The following is a 21579-nucleotide window of genomic DNA, read 5'->3' on the forward strand; positions in this document are numbered from 1 at the left end:
TTTGACCTTTATCTTTATTATAAAACAATCCTGTTCAAAAAGGAAATTTCACAATGCACTGGCCGTCTTTAAAGTTACAGGGTATACAAAAGAAAAAGCCACCCAATGGATGACCTTTTCTGTATATGGTTATGGTTTTCGTTGATATGTCCAAACTCGTTCATCATTAGATGTCTCGGGGAACGTATCCCCCGCCTTTAGCCTAATCTTTTTAGGATTATTCACGTTGCTTCCCGTATCTCCTACTTCAATATATACACCATTATTAGGTGCTTTACTCCCTGATTTAAACTGACGATTTTGTCCCATTCTTTTCCCTCCTTTTCTTCACAATGTTATTATTTCCTTTTCACGCTCTGTCATTATTGGCATTTCTTACAAATTCATTTACTAATCGACATTATTTCCTAAGAAATATACCAACTTTCAAATCGAAGTTATGACGATTGTATGAACTTATTGTTCATTTATTGCTAATTAATCTTTGTAAACAATATAATTATAGTATTATCTTGTAAATCCAACCTTGACTGTCCAATTTTTTTCAATCAAATTTTCGTACCTTTAAAGGTGGTTATGAGTATGCAGTCAGTAAAAGAAATACCAGTAACAATGTCCCATCTTTTTGATACCGTTCACCATATAAAAAAAGTTGAAAAAGGTACTTTTTTATTCCAGGAAGGATCTATTGCTGATGAAATGTACATTGTTCAAAGCGGAATTTTGCAAATCAGCAAGATTATTCCTGATGGAAGAGAGCTTACACTTAGAATGTGTTCACATGGTGATTTTGTCGGTGAATTAAACTTATTCTCCCCTTCTTCTAGATATTTATTAAGTGCCCGTGTAATTGAGAGTGGTGAAGTAGGCGTCATTATGAAAGAAACGCTTGAGGAAAAACTTTCGCAAAATTTGTCGCTTTCATTCGAATTCATACAATGGATGAGCCAACAATACCGAAAAACTCAAACTAAGTTTCGTGATTTGGTACTTCACGGTAAAAAAGGTGCTTTGTACTCCACACTAATTCGATTTTCCAATAGTTACGGAATTAAAACAAATAATGGAATATTAATCGAGTTACCACTAACTAATCAAGAGTTAGCTAATTTTTGCGGTACTTCACGAGAAGTTGTCAATCGCTTGTTAAGCGATTTACGTAAGTGTGGAGTTCTATCTATTGATAAGGGCATGATTACGATCCATGATTTAGACTATTTAAAGAAAGAAATCGATTGTGAGGACTGTCCTGTGGAAATTTGTAAAGTGGATTAAATAGCCTAGAGAATAACTTAACAATAGGCTGTGTTAAAGCTTATTGTTAAGTTTGGCACCCTGCTGATCTACGTCCAGGCGCGAAGACTCCTGCGGGAGGACGGGGCAGGGGAGACCCCGCAGGAGCGCAGCGACGAGGAGGCTCCCAGGACCGCCCACGGAAAGCAAAGCGCCTGGAGCGGGAAATCAACAGGCAAGTTTAACACAGCCTAACAATAAAGAAAAAAATCGGTCATTAGACCGATTTTTTATGTTAATAAGACGATTTGATAAGCTGCTATCGTAAAGAATAGGGCAGAATTGATGATTTCGTAAATACCAATTTGTTTTGGTGATAAGGGTTTTCCATATAATATAATTGCTCTAAGTAAACTAGGAATAAATGCTAATGCAACAATCCAAACCCCAGCTCCAAAGCAAAACAATACTAACACGATATGGTAGCACCATGAAATCCACTTAAATTGCTTGTTCTTTTTTTCCCTTATCATTGTTTTGACATAAAATGTACAGCCTACAAAAAATAGGACTGAAGTTAAAAATATGAAAACAAATGTCTGAATGTCGATCAGACCATGTGTTAAATAACTACTTGCTAATCCGGCCATTGAAAAGGCAAAAACAGCACTTAGATCATTCATAAACGCCCGATCTTGATTCTTTGAAGTATAATATGCATTAATCATAAAAAACGGGAGCATCAGCAGTCCAAAGTAAATAATTGACGGTCTTTCCATCAGTGGAATCAGAAATAGCATTAGTGCCGGAATCATATAGAATAGCGTCCATTTTGTATAATAACGGATTTTTTTTCGTTTAAATAATAGGAGGAGCGGATAGGTTCCCAAGTACAATAAGAGCCAGCCAATGAAAAAAGGGATATGCTTCCACATAAATCCCCCATCAATGACACCCAGCCAATAAGGGATGATTAGCATTGCCCATGCACCATGTTGTTTTGGTAAAAATAACTTCATCCTTTTCACTCCTTTTCCTTGACTAGCTTAAATATAAGCCCGCAAAGTTGAAAAGTAAGTGAAACATATCACATATTCCTATGAAAAAAGAAGGTCAAATGCCTTCTTTTGTGACGAGTTTTTATCGTTTCGGATCATTTTTATAAACAAGCTTAAGAAGGAACTCCAAAGTCCAGCTGATTCCCATTTTATCATCAATGTGAAAGCATGGAACATTTGTTTCAGATGTGATTTTCAAATACAGTTTGTCTTTCCAGTAAACAATAGCAGCTATATTAGAAACTTTATTTAATAAAGGGAGGTCGTCTTCACTTCTTACTATTAGCAACTTTGGAAAAGACTCGAACTTGTAACCTTCGATTATAATCACATCGGGCTGAAAAAATTTCATCAGTTCAATCTGGTCGTCAAGTGAATAATAATGGTTCTCTGCCTGGAGAAGTATACTTCCATTTCCTTCAATAATTGAAGCAAGTGCCCCAGCATGTAAATGTTTGTCTGTATCTTTCAGTGGTGGTTTTTCTGGCCTGCCGCCATGACCGTGATGTTTGATGGTAACGGTTTTTACTCCTTTTGCTGCCAACGTTTTAATCAAATTTGAAGTAATGGTTGTCTTTCCGCTATTTTGATAACCAACCACCTGAAAGATAACAGGCGTTACCAAGGCCACTCACTACCGACTTGATCTTCAAGGAGTAGGACATCAACCTCACTGCCAGCTAAATAGCCCCTCGTTCCACCTGGGAGTATCATCAACGAATTAGCCCCAGAAAGGCTCATAATAATGTTAGACTTATCAAGTCCACTCGGTGTTGCCTTTAATCTTCCTGCATCAAAAAACGTAGAACTTCGAACAAACCTTGTAAACGGATTAGCTTTAGGAAAATCTACTTCTAAAAGGGCTTTTTCTTTCCGAAGATGCGGTTTTTCGGAAAAAAGCATTCTTCGAATAATTGGGCGGGCAAACAATTCAAACCCGACATAACATGCCGATGGATTTCCCGAAAGCCCAAACAGAAGTTTTCTATTATACTGGGCCACTGTCGTTACACTTCCCGGTCGCATGGCAACTTTATTAAAGAAAACCTCCGCACCTAGCTTTTTATAAATTGCGGGCAGGTAATCAAAATCTCCAACAGAAACCCCGCCGGTCGTAATTAACAAATCAACCTTGTTTAACGCGTTTTTCACTGCTTCAAAGCAAGTGTCGAACTCATCCGGAAGCTTTCCTAAATAGAGTACAATTCCCCCAGCTCTTTCTATTTGAGCTGCAATCATATGAGAATTACTGTTGCGGATTTTCCCTGGAACAAGGGCCTCGTTTACTTCCAATAGTTCCGTCCCTGTAGCAAACAAACCCACAAGTGGTTTTTTCGCCACAGCCACCCGTTCATATCCAAACGTCGCAAGCATGGCTTGTATCCCAGGATTTATTAACGTCCCTTTCTTCACCAAAACTTTGCCTTCCTTAGTATCCTCGCCTCTAAACGAAACATTATCCCCTTTGTTAAAGCTGCGTTTAATTGACATAAAGGGAATCCCGTTCTTTTCATAAGCCTGCGCAAGTTCGAACATTACAACTGCATCTGTTCCCTCAGGCATCATCGCACCAGTCATAATTCTAACTGCCTGGAAAGCTCCAATTACTTTTTTTGAAACCAATCCAGCACCAATATGATCGACTACTTCAAATTCAACAATATTGGATGGCGAGGCATCCCGTGTATCAATCGACCTGACTGCAAAGCCGTCGTAAGGTGCCCGATCAAAATGAGGAACATCACTGGTTGCAATTAAATCCTCGGATAAAAAACGACCATAGCTTTCATTAATTGAAATATGTTCGGTAACCCCCTGTAATTGATAGGCCATAATTTTTTCGACCGCTTCTCTAATTGGTATCGGCCTTCTTCTTTCGAACAAAGTAATCAACTCCTGCCTTAAAACAAGTATCTTTCATTTATTGATAGGTACGATTTATCAATGATTAATTTCCATTATAAGCTTATTAAAAACTTACTAACATATCAAATATCACAAATTAAAAGAATGTAGCAATAAAAATGAAAATCATATTGAACGTGTGATGTAGGTCACCAAATTTTTTTCTTATTTAAATTATGATTAGGTTAGATTTACTAACTTGATTTTTATTAAGGAGGATTTATACGATGAGTTTCACTATTAACGCTAATTCATTAGTTAAAGATATTGTTAACGAATTACCAAAAACAAGTGATGTGTTTAAAAAGAACCGAATAGATTTTTGTTGTGGAGGAAACATTTCATTAACAGAAGCAGTGGCTCAAAATAATCTTAACCTCGATACTTTATTAAAAGAATTACAAGGAGTCTTTGAAACATACGAAAACGCCGAAAAAGATGTGGAAGTTTGGACGAACTCTGATTCAGCTACGATTATTAATCATGTCATCTCCAACTACCACCGTGTATCTGATGAGGAACTAACAAAGCTTAGTCCCTATGTAACAAAAGTATCTCGTGTCCATGGAGAACATCACCCAGAATTATTAAAGGTTAACGAACTCTTTTATGAATTCAAAAAAGAATTGCTGGAGCATATGGCAAAAGAAGAAGCGATTGTTTTTCCATTAATTAAGCAACTTGCTGATGGAACCATCGAGAACCGTGAAGAAGCTATTGCGATGATTGTTGAATTAGAAAAAGAGCATGATCATGCAGGAGAAATTTTAAGAAAAATCCGTGCAGTAACAGATGACTTTACACTTCCTCTCGATGCCTGTGGTACGTATCGTTTAGTGTATGCTCGTCTTGAGGCATTAGAAGGATTAACCTTTATGCATGTACATCTTGAAAACAATATCCTATTTCCAAGGTATATATAATGATTAAAACAGCCTCAAAGGCTGTTTTTTTGTGCAAAAAGCCTCTCTTCTTATGAAGAGAGGTTAACCGCCAATATAAGACATTTCTATTTTTTTACGATTTTTATACGTTTCTGCCGTTCTTTCGTCTGAATATCGATCATCTCGGCCATTCCAAATGCCACTCACCCGCTCACGGATTTCTTCATCAGTGGCGCCATTTCTCATAAAGTTCCGAATATCATGCCCATTTCCATTAAATAAACAAGTAAATATCTGACCATTCGCCGATAACCGTGACCGGGTACAGCTTGTGCAAAACGATTCGGATACAGATGTAATAAAGCCCACGTTCACATCTTTATCTTTATATCGGTACAGTTTTGCCACTTCCCCGTAATAGGCAGGGTCAACTGGCTCGAGTTCAAATTGTTCCTTTAATAAATAATAAATCTGTTTTTTTGTAACGACATCATCCATTTTCCAGCCGTTTGTAGCGCCAACATCCATAAATTCAATATAACGCAACTCTAATCCCTTTTCTTTGCAATAATCTGCCATTGGAATAATTTCTGTATCGTTTAGACCTTTCTTTACAACCATATTAATTTTGACCCCAAGCCCAGCTTGTTTGGCTGCTTCAATGCCCTCTAATACGGGACCTGTGCCTACTCCGCGCCCGTTAATTTCCCCAAACAGTTCATCGTTTAACGTATCAAGACTAACGTTAACGCGTTTGAGACCAGCTTCCTTTAACTTTTTTGCATATTTCGGCAGGAGTACACCATTGGTCGTTAACCCAAGATCAAGTACCCCCTCTATAACAGACAATTTCTGAACAAGAATAGGTAAATCTTTCCTAAGAAGAGGTTCTCCCCCAGTTAAGCGGATTTTCTCCACACCCAAACTGACAAATATTTTCGCCAGACGCTCAATCTCTTCATATGACAGCAAGGCGCTTTTTGGCAGAAATTCAAAATCCGGACCAAATTGATCTGCTGGCATACAGTACTGACAGCGGAAATTGCAGCGGTCAATTACGGATATCCTCAAGTCATGCAACGGTCTATTTAATTTATCTTTAATAATGGTTTTTTCCATTTTCTCAACTCCATTATTTTATGGAACCTTTTTTAAGTGTATCAGTTATTCATTAGATAGACTGTTACTTTATTCACTATTACCATATTTATTACTATAAGTCTTATCTTAGCAGATGTTCTCCAGTCTATAAATAATTGTTTGGAGAAAGATTTTCAAGTTGACAATAATCAAATTGTCGATTATAAAATAGTATTTTTTCCTCCGAAAGTTTTCACTATATTGTCATTGTTTACTTCTTTTTATTGGCTATTGATGAGATAAAATATTACTAACAAACAATTCATGTTCATCAGGAAGATAGTAGTAAAGATGACACGTAGAGGGTGAATCCGATGACAATGAAACCAACTCATTCAATTGAAATAAAAGAATTGCTTAGATTTGCAGACCGGAAATTTAAAAGTGAAAAAGGGAGTTTTCTATTTCAAGAAGGAATGGTTGCCGAGGAACTTTACATTATCATTTCCGGAAAAGTTCAAATTAGTAAAATCACATCAGATGGCCGTGAACTTTCATTAAGAATTTGTGGAGAAAATGATATTTGCGGGGAATTAACCCTTTTTACAGATAATCCAAGATATCTATTAAGTGCGATGGTTCTTGAGGAAGGAGAAGTTGTCGCCATAAAAAAAGATGTCATTGAAAGTGAGATATTTCAAAATAGTAAGCTTGCATTTGAATTCATGAAATGGATGAGTGACCATTTCCGTAAAACGCAAACAAAATTTCGCGACCTGGTCTTAAATGGGAAACGCGGTGCCCTATTTTCCACTCTTATCCGTATGTCAAATAGTTATGGCATTCAAAAAGATAATGAAATCCTAATTGATCTGCCGTTAACAAACCAAGAACTGGCTAATTTCTGCGGTACATCACGTGAAAGTACCAACCGAATCCTAAGCGAACTAAAAAAGGATAACATCATTTCCGTTAAAAAAGGGAAAATAACTATTTTGGATTTACAATACTTAAAAAATGAAATCGATTGTGAAAATTGTTCTGCAGTCTATTGCAGCATTGAATAGGATGGGAAGCCATCCTATTTTATTTCCATTTTCACTACAAACAAGGCGGTCTCACGAAAATGGGACAGCCTTGTACTATTTTTCTTACTTCTCCTGTACTTGCTTCTCTCTTAATGATTTGGGAATATACACGCAGAATGGCTCACTTTCTAGATAATCTCCAGTCATTGCATAAGCTCTTGACCTTGATCCCCCGCAAACATGGCGGAATTCACAGACGCCACATTTTCCTTTAAAAAGATCTGGATTACGAAGAGATTTGAATATCGGTGATTCACGATAAATTTCTGCTAATGGCGTTTCTCGGATATTACCTGCTTTAACTGGTAAAAGCCCACTTGGATATACATCCCCAATATGGGAGATGAACACAAACCCATTTCCATCATTAACACCTTTTGGAGCACGTCCCAGACCGTCAATAGAGCCTGTTAACCCTTTTTCTGTTAATGCACTTAAATACTCGATTTCATCTGTTGTTTCCTTCGCTTCACGCATTTTTTGTTGAATCACAACACGTCGGTAGTGCATTGCTTCTGTTGTTTTGATATCAAAAGAAACGCGCTTGCTTAAATCATATAACCATCTGAATACTTTTTCATGTTGAACAGGAGAAATCATATCTGATTCTTGTCCTCTTCCTGTTGGAACTAGGAAAAAGACACTCCATAACACACAGCCTAAATCCTCTACCATTTTTGCCATTTCATCAAGATAGTCAATATTGTAACGGGAAATAACCGTATTTATCTGAATAGGTAATCCAACTTCATGCAAATATTTTATTTTTTCCATCGTAAGGTCAAATGATCCAGCTGTTCCCCTAAAATGATCATGAATTTCCGCTTTAGGACCATCAATACTAAATGCCCAACGAGATAGACCTACTTCTTTTGCCTTTTCAATCGCTTCTTTTGTTACATTAGGTGTTGCGCTTGGTGTCATGGACACCCGTACACCCTTTTTTACTGCATATTTTGCAATTTCAAAAACATCGTCTCTCATTAGAGGGTCTCCGCCAGTAAAAACAAGCATCGGATTGTTCATTTCATATATTTGATCAATTAAATTTATTCCCTCTTCAAACGATAGTTCACGTGGGTCCCTTTTATATTGTGCATCCGCACGGCAGTGCAGGCATTTTAATTGGCAAGCTCTTGTGAGTTCCCAAATAACAATAAATGGATCTTTATTAAAGTCTCGGCTAATAGCCATATTGATACGCCTCCTAATAGCGGCTCATTTACTCAACTAGCCTTATTAATCTGTATTATAATGGTGTTTATATTTAAAAAAAGTGAACTAGCTCACATTCCTGTCGTATATTTATGTACGAATTGTGAAGCAAAAAAAACAGCAGAAAAAATCTGCTGTTTTTTTGATAAGTCCAAATAAATTTTAGCGAATTCCTAAGGCAATTTTCGCATAGCGGGACATCATTTCTTTATTCCAAGGGGGATTGAAAACAATATTAACTTCTACCTCTTTAATTTCTGGAATATCAGCCAGTGCTCGTTTGACTTGATCCACAATCGTACCTGCAAGCGGGCAGCCCATTGAAGTTAATGTCATCGTAATCGTTACGTTGCCATCCTCATCCATTTCGGTATCGTATACTAATCCTAAGTTTACGATATCAACGCCTAATTCAGGGTCAATAACTAACTCTAGAGCACCTAATATATTTTCTTTTAGTTCTTCATTCATTTTTGTTCCACTCCTTCAATATCTTTATGCCAATTTATTATAGCAAATATCTTTACCTTCTTTTCTAGATTGAGACTTGGTTAAAAAAAGTATATAGTTTTTTTATACTCTTGGGTGTGAATTTTTTTACAGTTTTGATATAAAATTGTTAACATAGTGAATATAGAAATAATAAAGTTCCTACAAGTATGTACTATTTATATTCGCAGTGTAACATGTATATTAATTTTTTCCTAAAGCAACAATCATTATTAGTGATGAAATTTTCTTGAGAAGGAGCTATTATGACAGAGAGACACTTAATTGCATTAGATTTAGATGGAACTTTATTGAAAGATGATAAAACGATATCTATAAAAACGAAAGAGATTATTAAAAAGGTAAGGGAACAAGGTCATATCGTAATGATTGCAACGGGCAGACCATTTCGTTCCTGTGAGATGTATTATCATGAATTGAATTTAGACACACCGATTGTCAATTTCAATGGAGCGTTTACGCATTATCCTGGAAAGCCCGACTGGGGTTATCACCAACCACTTGATATCAAGGTGGCAAAAGATATTGTAGAAGCCTGCAGAAGCTTTCATTTTCATAATATCATCGCAGAAGTAATCGATGATGTGTATTTCCACTATCATGATGAAAAGCTTTTAGACATTTTTAATTTTGGAAATCCTACAATCACTACGGGGGATTTAGCAAAATATTTAAAGGAATCACCAACAAGCTTGTTAATACATACAGAGGAAGATCAATTAAAGATAATACGGGATCATTTATCTGCGGTCCATGCCGAAGTTATTGATCATCGCAGTTGGGCAGCACCTTGGCACGTGATTGAGATTATAAAAGCTGGCTTAAATAAAGCTGTTGGTTTGAAAAAGGCATCTGATTATTACGGTATCCCTGCTGAAAGAGTGATTGCATTTGGGGACGAAGATAATGACCTCGAAATGCTTGAATATGCAGGTCATGGGATTGCCATGGGAAATGCTATTGATCAAGTGAAAATTATTGCAAATGACATTACTTTAAGCAACGAAGATGATGGAGTGGGACAATATTTGGCAGATTTGTTAAACATAAAATTTTAACGCCTATTCGCCATTGTTTACCTAAATGAACGACCCCATTTTGGTACATACTATGTTCTGAGGCAGCAATGCTGTTTCAAAATGAGCCTTGAGCATATTGGAGGGATTCGAATGGGTAAACGAAACAAATCAAAACGCTTTGTCCAGCAAGGAGTGGATACGGTCAGTAAACATGCCGAACGTATTCCCTATCACATGACCTACGCTGAAGCTGAAGCTCAGAAGATGGCCAATGTGCAAGAATCCTCGCTTGGAGGAATATAAAATGGGAAACCAATTGTTCCAAGAAGCACGAAGATTTGTCGAGATGGCGAAATCGGCCAACCCTGCTGAACTTGATTCTGCTACAGCGAAAGCTAAAAATGCATTAAGTTCTGCTTATGCAAATTCCACTGTTGCAGAGCAAGCGCAGCTCCAACAAATGCAACAAGAGCTTGATCAACTTTCTTAACAGAAAAGCGGTAGCGCTTTAAGGGCGCTCCGCTTTTCTTGTTTACTCTTTTCTAAAAAAGCCATAGATATTGGTAGTTTGGATAATATTCGTAAAGGCATTTGGGTCCACTTCCTTAAGGATTCTTTCTAAATCAAAGAGTTCATAGCGGGTAATAACAACCATCAACATTTCTCTTGCTTCGTTTGAGAATGCACCTTTTGCAGGGAGAATCGTGATTCCTCTTACAAGCTTTTCTTGTATGGCTTTTTTCATTACATCAGCCTTTTTGGTAATAATCATTGCAGTGAGTTTTGCATGCCTAGTATGAATGGCGTCAATCACTCTGGTCGAAGTATATAAAGTAACAAGCGTATAAAGGGCTTTTTCCCAGCCATACAAAAATCCTGCCGTTAAAATTATCACTCCATTTATTACCAACATGTAAGGTCCAATAGGTTTGTCCTTCATTCTCGATAAAACCATTGCAATGATATCCACTCCGCCCGTGGAAGCACCCCATTTTAATGTAATCCCGACGCCAACGGCTTGGATAACACCACCAAAAACAGCATTTAGAAGGATATCATTCGAAACTTGTTTAATTGGTATTAATGTTAAAAATAACGAGGACAGGGCAACACTTATAAAGCTGTAAACTGTAAAGGATTTCCCCACCTTTTTCCAGCCTAAAATAGCGACAGGTATATTCAGCAATAATAATAAAAAACCTAGAGAAACATGAATTGGAGTATAGTCACTTAACACCTTTGATAGTAGTTGGGCTATTCCTGTGAATCCACTTGAATAAATATTGGCCGGAATCAAAAATAAATTCATAGCCAGCGCACCTAAAAATGAACCCGCTGCGACCACTCCTAATTTCTTTGTCTGGAGCCAAATCATTTCTATTACCCCTTTTTTAAGAGAATATGAATCCTTCATTATGTTTTCTGTGGTAGATAATTGTATTTTTATTGTGAAACCGATAAACTGAAACTATAAATTGTTTGAAAGCAGGTGAGCTACATGCAGGTACGAATACTGGCTGATAGCGCATGCGATTTACCAAAAGGTTTTTATGAAGAGCATCAAGTCACATTATTTCCATTAAAAGTTGAAATCAATGGAAAAGAATATGAAGATGTAAAAACAATTGATTCAAACTCCGTTTATGAGACAATCCGAAGCGGAATTGTTCCAAAGACATCTCAGGTCTCCCCGCTCTTGTTCGAAGAAGTTTTTACCGAAATGGCTGAAAAAGATGAAGACGGGATATACATAGCATTTTCTTCAGAATTATCTGGTACATATTCCACTGCTGTTATGATTCTTGACCAAGTGAAGGAAAAATATCCAAGTTTTAATTTAACAATTGTTGATACAAAATGTGCATCGTTAGGATCTGGGCTTATCGTGAAAGAAGCAGCGGCTCTGGCTTTAAAAAATACTGGCAAAGAAGAGATTTTAGAAGACGTAATGTTTAGAAGTCAACATATGGAACATCTCTTTACGGTTGAAGATTTAGACTATTTAGCAAAGGGCGGCCGTGTTTCAAAAGCATCAGCCTTCCTTGGGGGGTTATTGAATATCAAACCCATCCTAAATGTTGAAGATGGGAAACTCGTCCCCATTGAAAAAATACGCGGTAAGAAAAAAGTGATGAGACGAATCATCGATATCATGAAGGAACGCGGCTCGGATATGGAAAAGCAAGTAATTGGAATCAGCCAAGCGGATTGTGATGAAACTGCGGCAGAAATGAAAGCGATGATTGAAGAAGAATTCCATCCTATTGAAGTTATGATTACATCAATAGGATCAGCCATAGGATCCCATACAGGTGCAGGAACAATCGCCATTTTTTTCTTAAACAAAATTCCATCATAAAAGAAGGTTTTGATAAAGCTCATTGATAATTTTGCCCTTATGTTGATTGGAGCGGAAATCAACAGGCACACTAAACAGAGCGTAAAAAAATGAGTGGGGATTATACCTCACTCATTTTTCAACTCTAGTTATGGTCCGTCTTCTTGGAGTATTGATTTTTTCCAGCCTGACGATTTTTTTCGCGCATCATATTCTTTTCATGGCGAAGGGCATTATTGTCTTTCGCTTTTTTATCATTGTCTGAAGTATGCGGCATAACCTTACCCCTTTCAAATAGATTCACCATTAGTTTCTGTCAATTTGAAAAGAGTATGTAAAAACACATTAATCTTTCTTCACATATGTCCAGCTGCCCTCTTGGTACACTCTGCCCTCTTTCATTAGTTTTCCAAGCGCTCGTTTAAAGGCACCTTTGCTTAAGTTGAACCGATCTTTAATATCTTCTGGCATGCTTTTATCGTTATATGGCATGGCACCATTTCTGCTCATCATATACTCATATATCCGTTCTGCATCTAAATCCTGTGTTTCTTCTTTCCTTGCCAGTAATGAAACGTTGATCGTTCCATCTTCTTTAACATCAATAATTCGCCCTTCGACTTTTTCACCGATACGAGGCTCTTGTTGTCGTTGTGACTCATGAATAAATCCTTTAAAACCTTCTATTGTGTAAATCCAACTGCCGACTTTAGCTGTTCGATAAATATGTCCTTGCACATTCTTATTAAAATTTGCTCTTGTAGCTTTTACCGAAATGGATTCAATCACCGGGTCACTGGCAAGCTTTGCGTAGAGTAGATAATTACTGCTTAACTTTAAAGTAATATAAACTAAATCTCCAGGCTTTGGCCAGACTGATTTATGGACGGGCAAATCATCGATCCCTAACAATATATCCTTTGGAAGTCCAATATTTATAAAGACACCAATTCGCGGATTTGAGTCTGTAACCTTTACCCAAGCATAACGTCCAATCGCTATTTCTGGGATGGTGGTTGAAGCAGAGATTCGACCTTCCGAATCAACATAAAGGAAAACCTCTACCTCATCATTTTCTTCAAATTCTTGATGGGCTTGATTAAAATGCAGTAATACATCTTCATTACCATCTGTTAAAAAATACCCAAACGCAGCTTTCCGGGCTACAGTTAATGTGGTTGTTTGACCAATTAATTCATGTAAAGACATATATAACTCCTCTTTTCTTTTCACGGAGAATTAGTTTAGTATTAGGAACGCTCCAGATCATTCGTTGCTGAACAGACGCTTCCTTTTTAAATAGTTGTTTGAACTGCTATATTTTACTATAATGTACCCATAAAGGGAAACTTTAGCAGGTATGGTTTTACGATATAGATTTTAAAATGGAGGTTTTGTCATGTCAAAAGATAGCTCATTTGATATTGTATCTCAAGTAGACTTGTCTGAAGTATCAAATGCGATTACCCAAACAATGAAAGAAATTGGCACGCGCTATGATTTTAAAGGCAGTAAAAGTGAAGTCACACTTGATAAGGAAGAGCTTGTTCTTGTTTCTGATGATGAATATAAAATGGACCAGCTAAAAGATGTTTTATTTAGTAAATTAATGAAACGAGGCGTACCAGTTAGAAATCTTGATTACGGGAAAATTGAAAAGGCTTCTGGCGGAACGGTTCGACAACGAGCTAAACTGGTTCAAGGTATTGATAAGGAAAATGCAAAAAAAATTAATACCATTATTAAAAATAGCGGTGTCAAAGTAAAAAGCCAGGTTCAGGACGACCAAGTGCGTGTTAGCGGAAAAAGCAGGGATGATTTACAAAAAATTATCTCACTTGTCCGTGAAGCGGACTTAACCGTGGATGTCCAATTTATTAATTATCGATAATGGAAAGGCGAAGGGATATAAATCCTTTCGCTTTTTTTATTATCTTTATTTTTCATAATTTGACCCATTTATCTAAAACTAATATCGAGTAAACACTTGGAGGTTTTAGGAAATGAGCAACAATCAAAATCAACAAAAGAAGACCTTTCCAGCACAGCACCAAAATCATCAGCCTGGAATAGAAAGTGAAATGAATCCTCGTCCCGTCTCGGTTGATCCCAATTATAAAGCTGGGGGTAAATTAGCTGGGAAAGCAGCGATTATTACTGGTGGCGACAGTGGAATAGGCAAATCTGTTGCTATTTATTTTGCCAAAGAAGGGGCAGATGTAGCAATTGTCTATCTAGAAGAGCATCAAGATGCAGAAGAAACAAAGCAATTAATTGAAGCCGAAGGACGAAGATGTTTACTTTATTCAGGTGACATTGGCAATGAAGATTTTTGTAAGGAGACCGTAAATAAGATTCATACTGAATTTGGCAGGGTCGATATCCTAGTAAATAATGCAGCTGAACAACATCCGCAAAAAAGTTTGTTATCGATTACTTCGCAACAATTGGAAAAGACGTTCCGAACAAACATATTCTCCTTTTTCTACATGACGAAAATGGTCCTGCCATTTTTAAAAAAAGGGGCATCGATCATTAATACATCTTCCATTACGGCTTACAAGGGGAATGAACAGTTATTGGACTATTCCGCCACAAAGGGAGCAATCGTTTCCTTTACCCGCTCCCTAGCGCTGTCCCTCGCACCTCAAGGAATTCGCGTTAACGGTGTGGCGCCAGGTCCAATTTGGACACCGCTGATCCCTTCTACTTTTCCTGCAGACCAGGTTGCTACGTTTGGTTCTAATACGGCAATGGGTAGAGCAGGAGAGCCCTATGAATTAGCAGCTAGCTATGTTTTCCTTGCCTCAGATGACTCCTCCTATGTCAGTGGGCAAATGATTCATGTAAATGGCGGGGAAATTATCAATGGATAAGAAAAGCGCAAGCGCCCTGTTCAGCGGCGTATAGCCTGGAGCGCTCCAACTGAGATAAAGGAAACACGAAGAGCCGAAGGCGATTCGATGTTGACTTATCGTAGGGCGGAGAGCGAAGGACATTAGCCGCTAGGGCGCTGGAGCTAGACAGTTATCTAAGTTCAAAAACCTATACTTTGTTATCACTCAAAAAAATGTCGGGGAAAGCCCCCGACATTTTATCGCTTGTTTTTTCTTAATTTAAGTATAAATAGCATAAATAACAGGTAAACAACAACTAAGCCTGCAATTAATGGAATATTGATGCCGCTTTTCTCAGCTACAACGTAGACTTCGGAATTATCCCGATCGAGAATAATCATATATTTATTATCATCACTTTTAACTTTATCACCTGCAAGCAAACCTCTCAGTTCTTTTCCACCTTCAATCTGATCGGTGGTTAACGTAACACTTTGAGACTTGCTTGAATTATTGATTGCAATAATAGATGTCTCACCTTTATAAACTCGTTTATAGACAACCATTCCCTTTTGATCATAGAGCATTTCCATTGTGCCCCTTGTCAAGGAAGGAAGTTGGTTCCTTAATTCCCCCACCTTGGTCATATAATCAATTAGTTCCTTTTCAGCCCTGAAACTCATTTGTCCGCGGTTATCAGGAATTCCTCCTCCATTTAAAGCAATTTCCGTCCCATAATAAATGATGGGGATTCCGGGGGTGCTATAAAGGTACAATAATGCTGTTTTCCAGCGAGATCCTGGGAATTGTTTCTTTGCGACAATATCACTTGTAAATCTTGATGTATATTCGTTATCCAAAAAATTAGCCCTTAAAAAGGAGTCCTGTTTATTATCGCCATCGGAATAAAGTGTGCTGAATGACTGATCCGTACTTGCAAATGTCTTTCGTAACTTTTCACTGTACTGATAAGTAATTACACTGTCTATCCCTGCACCTTTATATTCTTGTAAATGTATCGAAGCATTGTTGGACATTACACCTAATAGGAAGAAGTCCTTCTTTTCCTTCTTTACTTCAGTTGAAAAATCAGTCCAAAAGCTGATTGGAACCATGTTTACCTCTGGTAAACTTAGCCCATCAATATCTGTTTTATTAATCCACCATTTTGCAGTATCTATTAAGTATTTTTTTACTTCGGGGTTGTCCTGATTAAGATCAGGCAATCCATCAATCCAACCTTTCTCAAGTTCATTTTGATTTCCAGTTTCAGAGGTGATATCCTGTTTTGCATGAAACCAATCCTTCTTGCTGGAATCACTTAGCCAAGGATGGTCCGTCGCTACATTATTTGTGACATAATCAATCAATACCTTCATCTTTCGTTTATGTGCCTCTTTTACTAACATTTGAAAAGACTTCATAGTGCCAAAATGTTCATCTACTTTGTAAAAATCCTTTACCCAATAGCCGTGATAGCCATTTTTGGCATTATCAAAAATAGGGGTTAATCGAAGCGCAGTAAATCCCATGTCATGTATGTAATCTAACTTATCAATGATTCCTTTAATATCTCCGCCATTATACGCTAAAGGATCTTTTCCATTAACATCAGCATCATTATTTCGATCTCCATCGTTAAAACGATCTATCATGATGGAATAAATCGATTCATCCTGCCATAAGCGGTCTTCCTTTTTCACCGCTGCATGTGCAGAAATCGATGAATTTAGTAATAAAAACAAGATTAAAATAAATGGTGTAATTTTTTTCATATCGTTATTTCCTCCTCTAAAAAAGGGAAGAGGATATCCTCTTCCCTACACTATTTTAATCGAATCAAGTTTTTATTCCAAATTTAAATTTCGATCCTTCTGAAATTCATGCCTAATTTACAATATTAATATTGTAATCCTTAAACCATGTGTGTAGTTGCACAAGATACGCCAATAACTGAGGCCCTGTCATCAATTGGCCAAACCAAGGTTCTTGAAATGAATTTCCACCAGATTTGACGATAGTTTCAAGTTGATCTTTATTAAAAAATTCATGCAGGACCGAGGATTTATCCTGTAATATATGCTCCACCAGTTTTTGAACCGCAACGGTGTAAGCCGGATTATGTGTCTTTGGATACGGGCTTTTCTTACGATACAATACTTCCTCCGGTAAAATACCTTCAAATGCTTTTCGGAGAATGCCCTTTTCCCTGCCACGATGCATTTTGATCTCCCACGGGATATTCCACACATATTCGACGAGGCGGTGGTCAGCAAAAGGAACCCTAACTTCCAAACTAGCTCCCATACTCATTCGATCCTTGCGGTCAAGCAATGTGGTCATAAAACTAATCATATTAATATAAAATAATTCTCTACGCTTTGATTCTTCGTCGCTCTCACCATCTAACCTTGGTGTTTCGGAAATCGTTTGATAATATTTTTCCATTACATAATCATTTAATTTTAGTTTTTCCTGCCAGTGTAATTTCAATAAATTATGTCGTTCTGATAGGGAACGCATCCACGGAAACCCTGGACGTTCTAAGTCTTGTTTGCGATGAAACCAAGGGTATCCCCCGAATATTTCATCTGCACATTCACCTGACAGGCTGACGACAAAATCCTGTTTTATTTCTTTGCAAAACCAAAGTAACGAGGAATCCACATCAGCCATTCCTGGAAGGTCCCTAACATGGGTCGCTTCCACCAAATCATTGACCAACTGTTGTTGTGAAATGATTTTGGTATGGTGGAATGTCTTATATTTATCGGTGATCATTTGAATAAATTTTCCATCAGCATCTGGTTGGAATTCCGTTGAGGAAAAATATTTGTCATTTCCCTCATAGTCAATAGAATAGGTGTGAAGCTGACCTTTGTTTTGTTCTTGGAACCCCTTAGCTGCTATTGCTGTGATGATGCTCGAATCCAACCCGCCTGACAAAAATGTACTTAGTGGAACATCCGAAACAAGCTGTCTTGTAACAGCATCGGTAACTAAATAGCGAACCTTTTCAGCTGTCTCCTCTACACTGTCCTTATGTTTTTCACTTTTTACATTCCAATAGCGCCAAATTTTCAGACCATTTTTTGAAAATGTTAAAGCATGCGCTGGTCTTAGTTCACTTATTCCTTTAAACACACCAGATCCGGGTGACCTTGAAGGGCCAACTCCAAAGATCTCTGCAAGACCTTCTTGGTCGATTTCAGTTTTCACTTCAGGATGGGCTAAAATCGCTTTGATTTCAGATGCAAATAAAAGACCTTCCTGGTGTTCTCTAAAAAATAGCGGTTTTACCCCTAAGCGGTCGCGTCCAATAAAGAGCTGTTCCTTCTTGCTATCCCAAACTGCAAAAGCATAAATTCCATTCAAATGATTGACACACTCTTCCGCCCATTCTATATAGGCAGATAATAGAACTTCTGTATCAGAATGACCTTTAAATGAATATCCTTTAGTATGGAGAACTTTGCGGATATCTTCTGTATTATACAATTCCCCATTGTAGCAAATTGTGTAATTATATCCGTCTTTTTGTTTGGACATTGGCTGTCTTCCCCCTTCAGGGTCAACAACAATAAGTCTTTTATGGCCAAAAGCAACATTTGCATCAGACCAGATGTTGGTTTCATCAGGGCCTCTTTTTGCCAGTGTATTTGTCATTTTCGTCAGTGTATCGCCTTCGTTCTTGATGAATTTATCAAAATTAATCCAGCCTGTAATGCCACACATTTCCTTTCACACTCCCCATTAACAAAGGCTATTTTCGCATAGATGGTTGTTTTCGTATTATTTCATCAACCCGTAAAACCAAGTGCTTCGTGGCATCTTTTCGTAAGAACATTTGCGAAAATCGCCTAGAAACTTAGTCAATGACCCTAATTAAGCTCATAAGCAACAAAGTTTACGAAAAGAGCCTTAACAAAACTACTGTACATGAATTCATGTTTTATACTATTCAGCCCATGGGAAATGGTTAATTGTCCAAATAGAAAAGCGGTAGGCACCGTGATTAGTCAGTTTTTTTGTTTGGCTGTGTTAAAGAACATTGTTAATTCTGTAACCAAGTTGATTGGAGCGGAGATCAACACACCAGTTTAACACAGCCTTTTTTAAAAAATAATACTTCAATTTCAGTTATAAAATTTCTTGAAGATGTCTAAAAAGAAGATGATATCATCTGGCACGGAGGTTAATAATGAATCGACAACAACGAATGAGACTATATGATTTTCAGGAAAGGGCCTACACCGAAGGAACAGTTGAACAGATAAATGAACAATGGATTTTCTTTGATGAGGAAACGGAAGAAGCTGAAATGTTAGATGATTACCTTCAGCAAGAAATAGAAGTCTTCCGTATGAATCGTTGGAAGAAAGGTATTTTGTATGAAACAGGTAAAGTTCGAATTGGAAATGAAGCAACGATGCTGCGCAATCATGATTTAGTGAGGATTAGAAAACATTTAGTTTACTCGCTTGAGAGGCTTTTAGATGGGATAAATGATGATGCTTTTTTTCAATTTGTTACCACTTTAAACTCCTTAAATTTTTCCATTTACGATTGCATTTACTGTTATAATCATTTATCCTTCTTATCAGATGAAAATCGCAAGGATGGTGTAAATTTTTTAGTTTTTGATAATCAGGAGCAAATATGTAATGTCCAACACCATTTTTGTTATTATGAAAAGGTTAATGATCGATTTGAATTTACATTAAATACCGGTAAACGGTTAGTGATTGAGAAAATGATTTCATAGAAAAAGGCATGGGCAACCACGCCTTTTTCATTTAGAAGCATATTTCTTTTACTCTGTAAATTGACTTTTACAGTGCCTTTCAAATAAAAGAAGACTGCCAAGTTTACAGGCAGTCCTGAGAGGTACAAATAGATTTATGGGTTTAAAAATGACATAGGCAATTTTTCAAAGCCTAGATATAAGACAAGTACCCAAGCAATGATAAACTGAATCCAGAATACAGATGTTCTTCTGTTATTCGCTACTCGGCCAAGGATCATTTCAAATAATCCGATGATCCAAATTCCGACAACCGCTTTTAATATATACCAGACATCAATTTTGTAAACCGAAAATAGAAGTCCGATACCTGTGGCAAGAATAAGCAAATATAATACTCGTAAAATCATCTGAACAATTTTAAATCCTTTTGCCTTTCCACCTTTATGTAATAGAAGTGCAACCACAAATAAGATTAGTGCTAAAACCCATGCCGTGATATGTCCGTGAATCAATAGAGCCCCTCCTAATGTATAAAATATCTTTGATTTCGAAATTTATCATACCATAAACAATGGATAAACACGAAAAAATGAGTGTCAAATAAAGTAACAAACATAAGAATACTATCTCTCAATTGGGAAATAAGTATTATTCCTGAATGGTATTTTTTAGTGTTCCAATCTTTTCAATCGTTACTTCCATTTGATCCCCTGGGGATAAAAATTTAGGTGGCTTAAATCCTTTCCCTACACCAGCTGGTGTACCGGTCGCAATAATATCCCCTGGTTCTAATGTCATTCCAGCTGATAAAACGGAGATAATCTCCTCTATCGGAAATATAAAATTCTTTGTATTTGAGTTCTGTCTTACTTCTCCATTCACCGTTGTATGTATATTTAGATGATTGGGATTTTCAATTATACTTTTGTGGACAATCCACGGTCCCATTGGACATGTGGTATCTAGACTTTTCCCGATGAAAAATTGCTTGTGCCGCGATTGTAAATCTCGAGCGGTTACATCATTAAGAATGGTATAACCAAATATGTAATCCAATGCTTCTTCTTTTTTTATTGCCTGACCCTTTTTACCAATAATAACAGCAAGCTCTCCTTCATAATCCAGTTGATCGGTTACATTTTGGTGATTTAGGACCATTTCATTAAACCCGACAACCGTTGTCGGTGCTTTCGTAAATACCATGATATGCTCAGGAATATCTGCTTCACTCCCCATTTCAATCGCATGTTCTGCATAATTTTTTCCTACACAAAAGATATTTTTACTCGGCCTTGGAATCGGAGCCAATAGTTTTACTTCATCGATAGGAAGATATAAAGATTCAGCCCTTTCACTAGTTTGTATCCACTCCAGCAACCCATTAACTTTTTGGATAAAGGTCTCACCAGAGGCAATACACTCAAGCATGGAAGAAGGAAAGCTTTTTTGCCCTGTCATTGCTTCTTCTGCATGGTTTAGTAAAAGTACTTCTGTTTCTCCTTGGTCAACCAATCCCACGAACAATTCATCATTATAATCTACTGTTACAAATTTCATTGGTTTCACCTCAATTATTTTAATTTAATACACTTAATATATTAAAAGAAACAAATCAAACCAACAAATATTAAGGACTAAATAAAGGCTAATCCCCCGTTTATAGCA

24 protein-coding genes are annotated in these 21579 nt (G+C 37.1%); 10 read left to right on the forward strand and 14 right to left on the reverse strand.

The features are described from left to right. Positions 1-129: 129 nt before the first annotated feature. Positions 130-309: a YjzC family protein gene (locus tag KW850_RS25280; protein WP_218350525.1), complete on the reverse strand. Its 180-nt coding sequence runs from the start codon at positions 307-309 to the stop codon at positions 130-132. Positions 310-582: 273 nt separating this feature from the next. Between KW850_RS25280 and KW850_RS25285 the strand changes: the two genes are divergently transcribed. Next, positions 583-1275, forward strand: a complete 693-nt coding sequence (locus tag KW850_RS25285) for a Crp/Fnr family transcriptional regulator (RefSeq protein ID WP_218350526.1) — start codon at positions 583-585, stop codon at positions 1273-1275. A gap of 248 nt (positions 1276-1523) precedes the next feature. On the opposite strand, the gene KW850_RS25290 is transcribed toward KW850_RS25285, so the two are convergent. The 3 genes from KW850_RS25290 to KW850_RS25300 form a co-directional block, all read right to left on the reverse strand. After that, on the reverse strand, positions 1524-2252 hold the full coding sequence (locus KW850_RS25290) for a YwiC-like family protein (RefSeq protein WP_218350527.1): 729 nt from the start codon (positions 2250-2252) through the stop codon (positions 1524-1526). 121 nt (positions 2253-2373) lie between these two features. Continuing rightward, entirely contained in the window at positions 2374-2922 is a 549-nt protein-coding gene (gene mobB, locus KW850_RS25295) for a molybdopterin-guanine dinucleotide biosynthesis protein B (RefSeq protein WP_218350528.1), read from the reverse strand. Then, the gene (locus tag KW850_RS25300) at positions 2910-4175 is read right to left on the reverse strand and encodes a molybdopterin molybdotransferase MoeA (RefSeq protein ID WP_218350529.1); all 1266 of its coding nucleotides are present in this window, start codon (positions 4173-4175) and stop codon (positions 2910-2912) included. Before KW850_RS25300 ends, mobB begins: the two co-directional genes overlap by 13 nt. A gap of 248 nt (positions 4176-4423) precedes the next feature. Here KW850_RS25300 and ric point away from each other — a divergent pair, with 248 nt between their 5' ends. Continuing rightward, the gene (gene ric, locus KW850_RS25305; RefSeq protein WP_218350530.1) at positions 4424-5119 is read left to right on the forward strand and encodes an iron-sulfur cluster repair di-iron protein; all 696 of its coding nucleotides are present in this window, start codon (positions 4424-4426) and stop codon (positions 5117-5119) included. Positions 5120-5182: 63 nt separating this feature from the next. Here ric and moaA read toward each other — a convergent pair whose 3' ends face one another. Next, positions 5183-6199: a GTP 3',8-cyclase MoaA gene (moaA, locus tag KW850_RS25310; protein ID WP_218350531.1), complete on the reverse strand. Its 1017-nt coding sequence runs from the start codon at positions 6197-6199 to the stop codon at positions 5183-5185. Positions 6200-6534: 335 nt separating this feature from the next. Between moaA and KW850_RS25315 the strand changes: the two genes are divergently transcribed. Then, the gene (locus tag KW850_RS25315; protein WP_218350532.1) at positions 6535-7227 is read left to right on the forward strand and encodes a Crp/Fnr family transcriptional regulator; all 693 of its coding nucleotides are present in this window, start codon (positions 6535-6537) and stop codon (positions 7225-7227) included. Positions 7228-7311: 84 nt separating this feature from the next. Here KW850_RS25315 and KW850_RS25320 read toward each other — a convergent pair whose 3' ends face one another. Then, entirely contained in the window at positions 7312-8442 is a 1131-nt protein-coding gene (locus KW850_RS25320) for a TIGR04053 family radical SAM/SPASM domain-containing protein (RefSeq protein WP_218350533.1), read from the reverse strand. Positions 8443-8625: 183 nt separating this feature from the next. Next, a complete protein-coding gene (locus KW850_RS25325) occupies positions 8626-8934 on the reverse strand; it encodes a metal-sulfur cluster assembly factor (RefSeq protein ID WP_218350534.1) in 309 nt (102 codons plus the stop codon). A 284-nt stretch (positions 8935-9218) separates the two neighbouring features. On the opposite strand from KW850_RS25325, the gene KW850_RS25330 reads away from it, so the two are divergent. The 3 genes from KW850_RS25330 to KW850_RS25340 all read left to right on the forward strand — a co-directional run bounded on the left by KW850_RS25330 (position 9219) and on the right by KW850_RS25340 (position 10482). Next, positions 9219-10031 carry a Cof-type HAD-IIB family hydrolase gene (locus tag KW850_RS25330; protein ID WP_256358444.1) on the forward strand — a complete coding sequence of 271 codons (813 nt, stop codon included), beginning with the start codon at positions 9219-9221 and terminating at the stop codon, positions 10029-10031. A gap of 111 nt (positions 10032-10142) precedes the next feature. Beyond that, entirely contained in the window at positions 10143-10295 is a 153-nt protein-coding gene (locus tag KW850_RS25335; protein WP_166258563.1) for a hypothetical protein, read from the forward strand. 1 nt (position 10296) lies between these two features. Next, positions 10297-10482: a DUF3813 domain-containing protein gene (locus tag KW850_RS25340; RefSeq protein WP_218350535.1), complete on the forward strand. Its 186-nt coding sequence runs from the start codon at positions 10297-10299 to the stop codon at positions 10480-10482. A 42-nt stretch (positions 10483-10524) separates the two neighbouring features. On the opposite strand, the gene KW850_RS25345 is transcribed toward KW850_RS25340, so the two are convergent. Then, on the reverse strand, positions 10525-11367 hold the full coding sequence (locus KW850_RS25345; RefSeq protein ID WP_218350536.1) for a YitT family protein: 843 nt from the start codon (positions 11365-11367) through the stop codon (positions 10525-10527). Positions 11368-11490: 123 nt separating this feature from the next. Between KW850_RS25345 and KW850_RS25350 the strand changes: the two genes are divergently transcribed. Beyond that, positions 11491-12351 (forward strand): DegV family protein, encoded by an 861-nt coding sequence (locus KW850_RS25350; protein ID WP_218350537.1) that lies wholly within the window; start codon positions 11491-11493, stop codon positions 12349-12351. Between the two features lie 124 nt (positions 12352-12475). On the opposite strand, the gene KW850_RS25355 is transcribed toward KW850_RS25350, so the two are convergent. Together KW850_RS25355 and KW850_RS25360 are read right to left on the reverse strand one after the other, a co-directional pair. Then, positions 12476-12607, reverse strand: coding sequence for a DUF3941 domain-containing protein (locus tag KW850_RS25355; RefSeq protein ID WP_218350538.1), 132 nt, complete (start codon positions 12605-12607; stop codon positions 12476-12478). A 68-nt stretch (positions 12608-12675) separates the two neighbouring features. Further along, a complete protein-coding gene (locus tag KW850_RS25360; protein WP_218350539.1) occupies positions 12676-13539 on the reverse strand; it encodes a CvfB family protein in 864 nt (287 codons plus the stop codon). Positions 13540-13729: 190 nt separating this feature from the next. Here KW850_RS25360 and KW850_RS25365 point away from each other — a divergent pair, with 190 nt between their 5' ends. After that, on the forward strand, positions 13730-14221 hold the full coding sequence (locus tag KW850_RS25365; RefSeq protein ID WP_218350540.1) for a YajQ family cyclic di-GMP-binding protein: 492 nt from the start codon (positions 13730-13732) through the stop codon (positions 14219-14221). 112 nt (positions 14222-14333) lie between these two features. Beyond that, positions 14334-15206: an SDR family oxidoreductase gene (locus KW850_RS25370; protein ID WP_218350541.1), complete on the forward strand. Its 873-nt coding sequence runs from the start codon at positions 14334-14336 to the stop codon at positions 15204-15206. 218 nt (positions 15207-15424) lie between these two features. Here KW850_RS25370 and KW850_RS25375 read toward each other — a convergent pair whose 3' ends face one another. After that, positions 15425-16942 carry an alpha-amylase family glycosyl hydrolase gene (locus KW850_RS25375; protein ID WP_218350542.1) on the reverse strand — a complete coding sequence of 506 codons (1518 nt, stop codon included), beginning with the start codon at positions 16940-16942 and terminating at the stop codon, positions 15425-15427. A 112-nt stretch (positions 16943-17054) separates the two neighbouring features. Then, positions 17055-18902 carry an asparagine synthase (glutamine-hydrolyzing) gene (asnB, locus tag KW850_RS25380; RefSeq protein WP_218350543.1) on the reverse strand — a complete coding sequence of 616 codons (1848 nt, stop codon included), beginning with the start codon at positions 18900-18902 and terminating at the stop codon, positions 17055-17057. 466 nt (positions 18903-19368) lie between these two features. Between asnB and KW850_RS25385 the strand changes: the two genes are divergently transcribed. Then, entirely contained in the window at positions 19369-19932 is a 564-nt protein-coding gene (locus KW850_RS25385; RefSeq protein ID WP_218350544.1) for a DUF2777 domain-containing protein, read from the forward strand. Positions 19933-20066: 134 nt separating this feature from the next. On the opposite strand, the gene KW850_RS25390 is transcribed toward KW850_RS25385, so the two are convergent. Next, a complete protein-coding gene (locus KW850_RS25390; protein WP_218350545.1) occupies positions 20067-20426 on the reverse strand; it encodes a YisL family protein in 360 nt (119 codons plus the stop codon). A gap of 136 nt (positions 20427-20562) precedes the next feature. Next, the gene (locus KW850_RS25395; protein ID WP_218350546.1) at positions 20563-21471 is read right to left on the reverse strand and encodes a fumarylacetoacetate hydrolase family protein; all 909 of its coding nucleotides are present in this window, start codon (positions 21469-21471) and stop codon (positions 20563-20565) included. Positions 21472-21579 lie beyond the last annotated feature (108 nt).

Source organism: Bacillus sp. sid0103, assembly GCF_019219025.1.

Coding starts and splice junctions, on each gene's coding strand:
- KW850_RS25280 (WP_218350525.1), bottom strand. CDS start 309: ATGGGACAAAATCGTCAGTTTAAATCAGGGAGTAAAGCACCTAATAAT.
- KW850_RS25285 (WP_218350526.1), top strand. CDS start 583: ATGCAGTCAGTAAAAGAAATACCAGTAACAATGTCCCATCTTTTTGAT.
- KW850_RS25290 (WP_218350527.1), bottom strand. CDS start 2,252: ATGAAGTTATTTTTACCAAAACAACATGGTGCATGGGCAATGCTAATC.
- ric (WP_218350530.1), top strand. CDS start 4,424: ATGAGTTTCACTATTAACGCTAATTCATTAGTTAAAGATATTGTTAAC.
- moaA (WP_218350531.1), bottom strand. CDS start 6,199: ATGGAAAAAACCATTATTAAAGATAAATTAAATAGACCGTTGCATGAC.
- KW850_RS25315 (WP_218350532.1), top strand. CDS start 6,535: ATGACAATGAAACCAACTCATTCAATTGAAATAAAAGAATTGCTTAGA.
- KW850_RS25320 (WP_218350533.1), bottom strand. CDS start 8,442: ATGGCTATTAGCCGAGACTTTAATAAAGATCCATTTATTGTTATTTGG.
- KW850_RS25325 (WP_218350534.1), bottom strand. CDS start 8,934: ATGAATGAAGAACTAAAAGAAAATATATTAGGTGCTCTAGAGTTAGTT.
- KW850_RS25330 (WP_256358444.1), top strand. CDS start 9,219: ATGACAGAGAGACACTTAATTGCATTAGATTTAGATGGAACTTTATTG.
- KW850_RS25335 (WP_166258563.1), top strand. CDS start 10,143: ATGGGTAAACGAAACAAATCAAAACGCTTTGTCCAGCAAGGAGTGGAT.
- KW850_RS25340 (WP_218350535.1), top strand. CDS start 10,297: ATGGGAAACCAATTGTTCCAAGAAGCACGAAGATTTGTCGAGATGGCG.
- KW850_RS25345 (WP_218350536.1), bottom strand. CDS start 11,367: ATGATTTGGCTCCAGACAAAGAAATTAGGAGTGGTCGCAGCGGGTTCA.
- KW850_RS25350 (WP_218350537.1), top strand. CDS start 11,491: ATGCAGGTACGAATACTGGCTGATAGCGCATGCGATTTACCAAAAGGT.
- KW850_RS25355 (WP_218350538.1), bottom strand. CDS start 12,607: ATGCCGCATACTTCAGACAATGATAAAAAAGCGAAAGACAATAATGCC.
- KW850_RS25360 (WP_218350539.1), bottom strand. CDS start 13,539: ATGTCTTTACATGAATTAATTGGTCAAACAACCACATTAACTGTAGCC.
- KW850_RS25365 (WP_218350540.1), top strand. CDS start 13,730: ATGTCAAAAGATAGCTCATTTGATATTGTATCTCAAGTAGACTTGTCT.
- KW850_RS25370 (WP_218350541.1), top strand. CDS start 14,334: ATGAGCAACAATCAAAATCAACAAAAGAAGACCTTTCCAGCACAGCAC.
- KW850_RS25375 (WP_218350542.1), bottom strand. CDS start 16,942: ATGAAAAAAATTACACCATTTATTTTAATCTTGTTTTTATTACTAAAT.
- asnB (WP_218350543.1), bottom strand. CDS start 18,902: ATGTGTGGCATTACAGGCTGGATTAATTTTGATAAATTCATCAAGAAC.
- KW850_RS25385 (WP_218350544.1), top strand. CDS start 19,369: ATGAATCGACAACAACGAATGAGACTATATGATTTTCAGGAAAGGGCC.
- KW850_RS25395 (WP_218350546.1), bottom strand. CDS start 21,471: ATGAAATTTGTAACAGTAGATTATAATGATGAATTGTTCGTGGGATTG.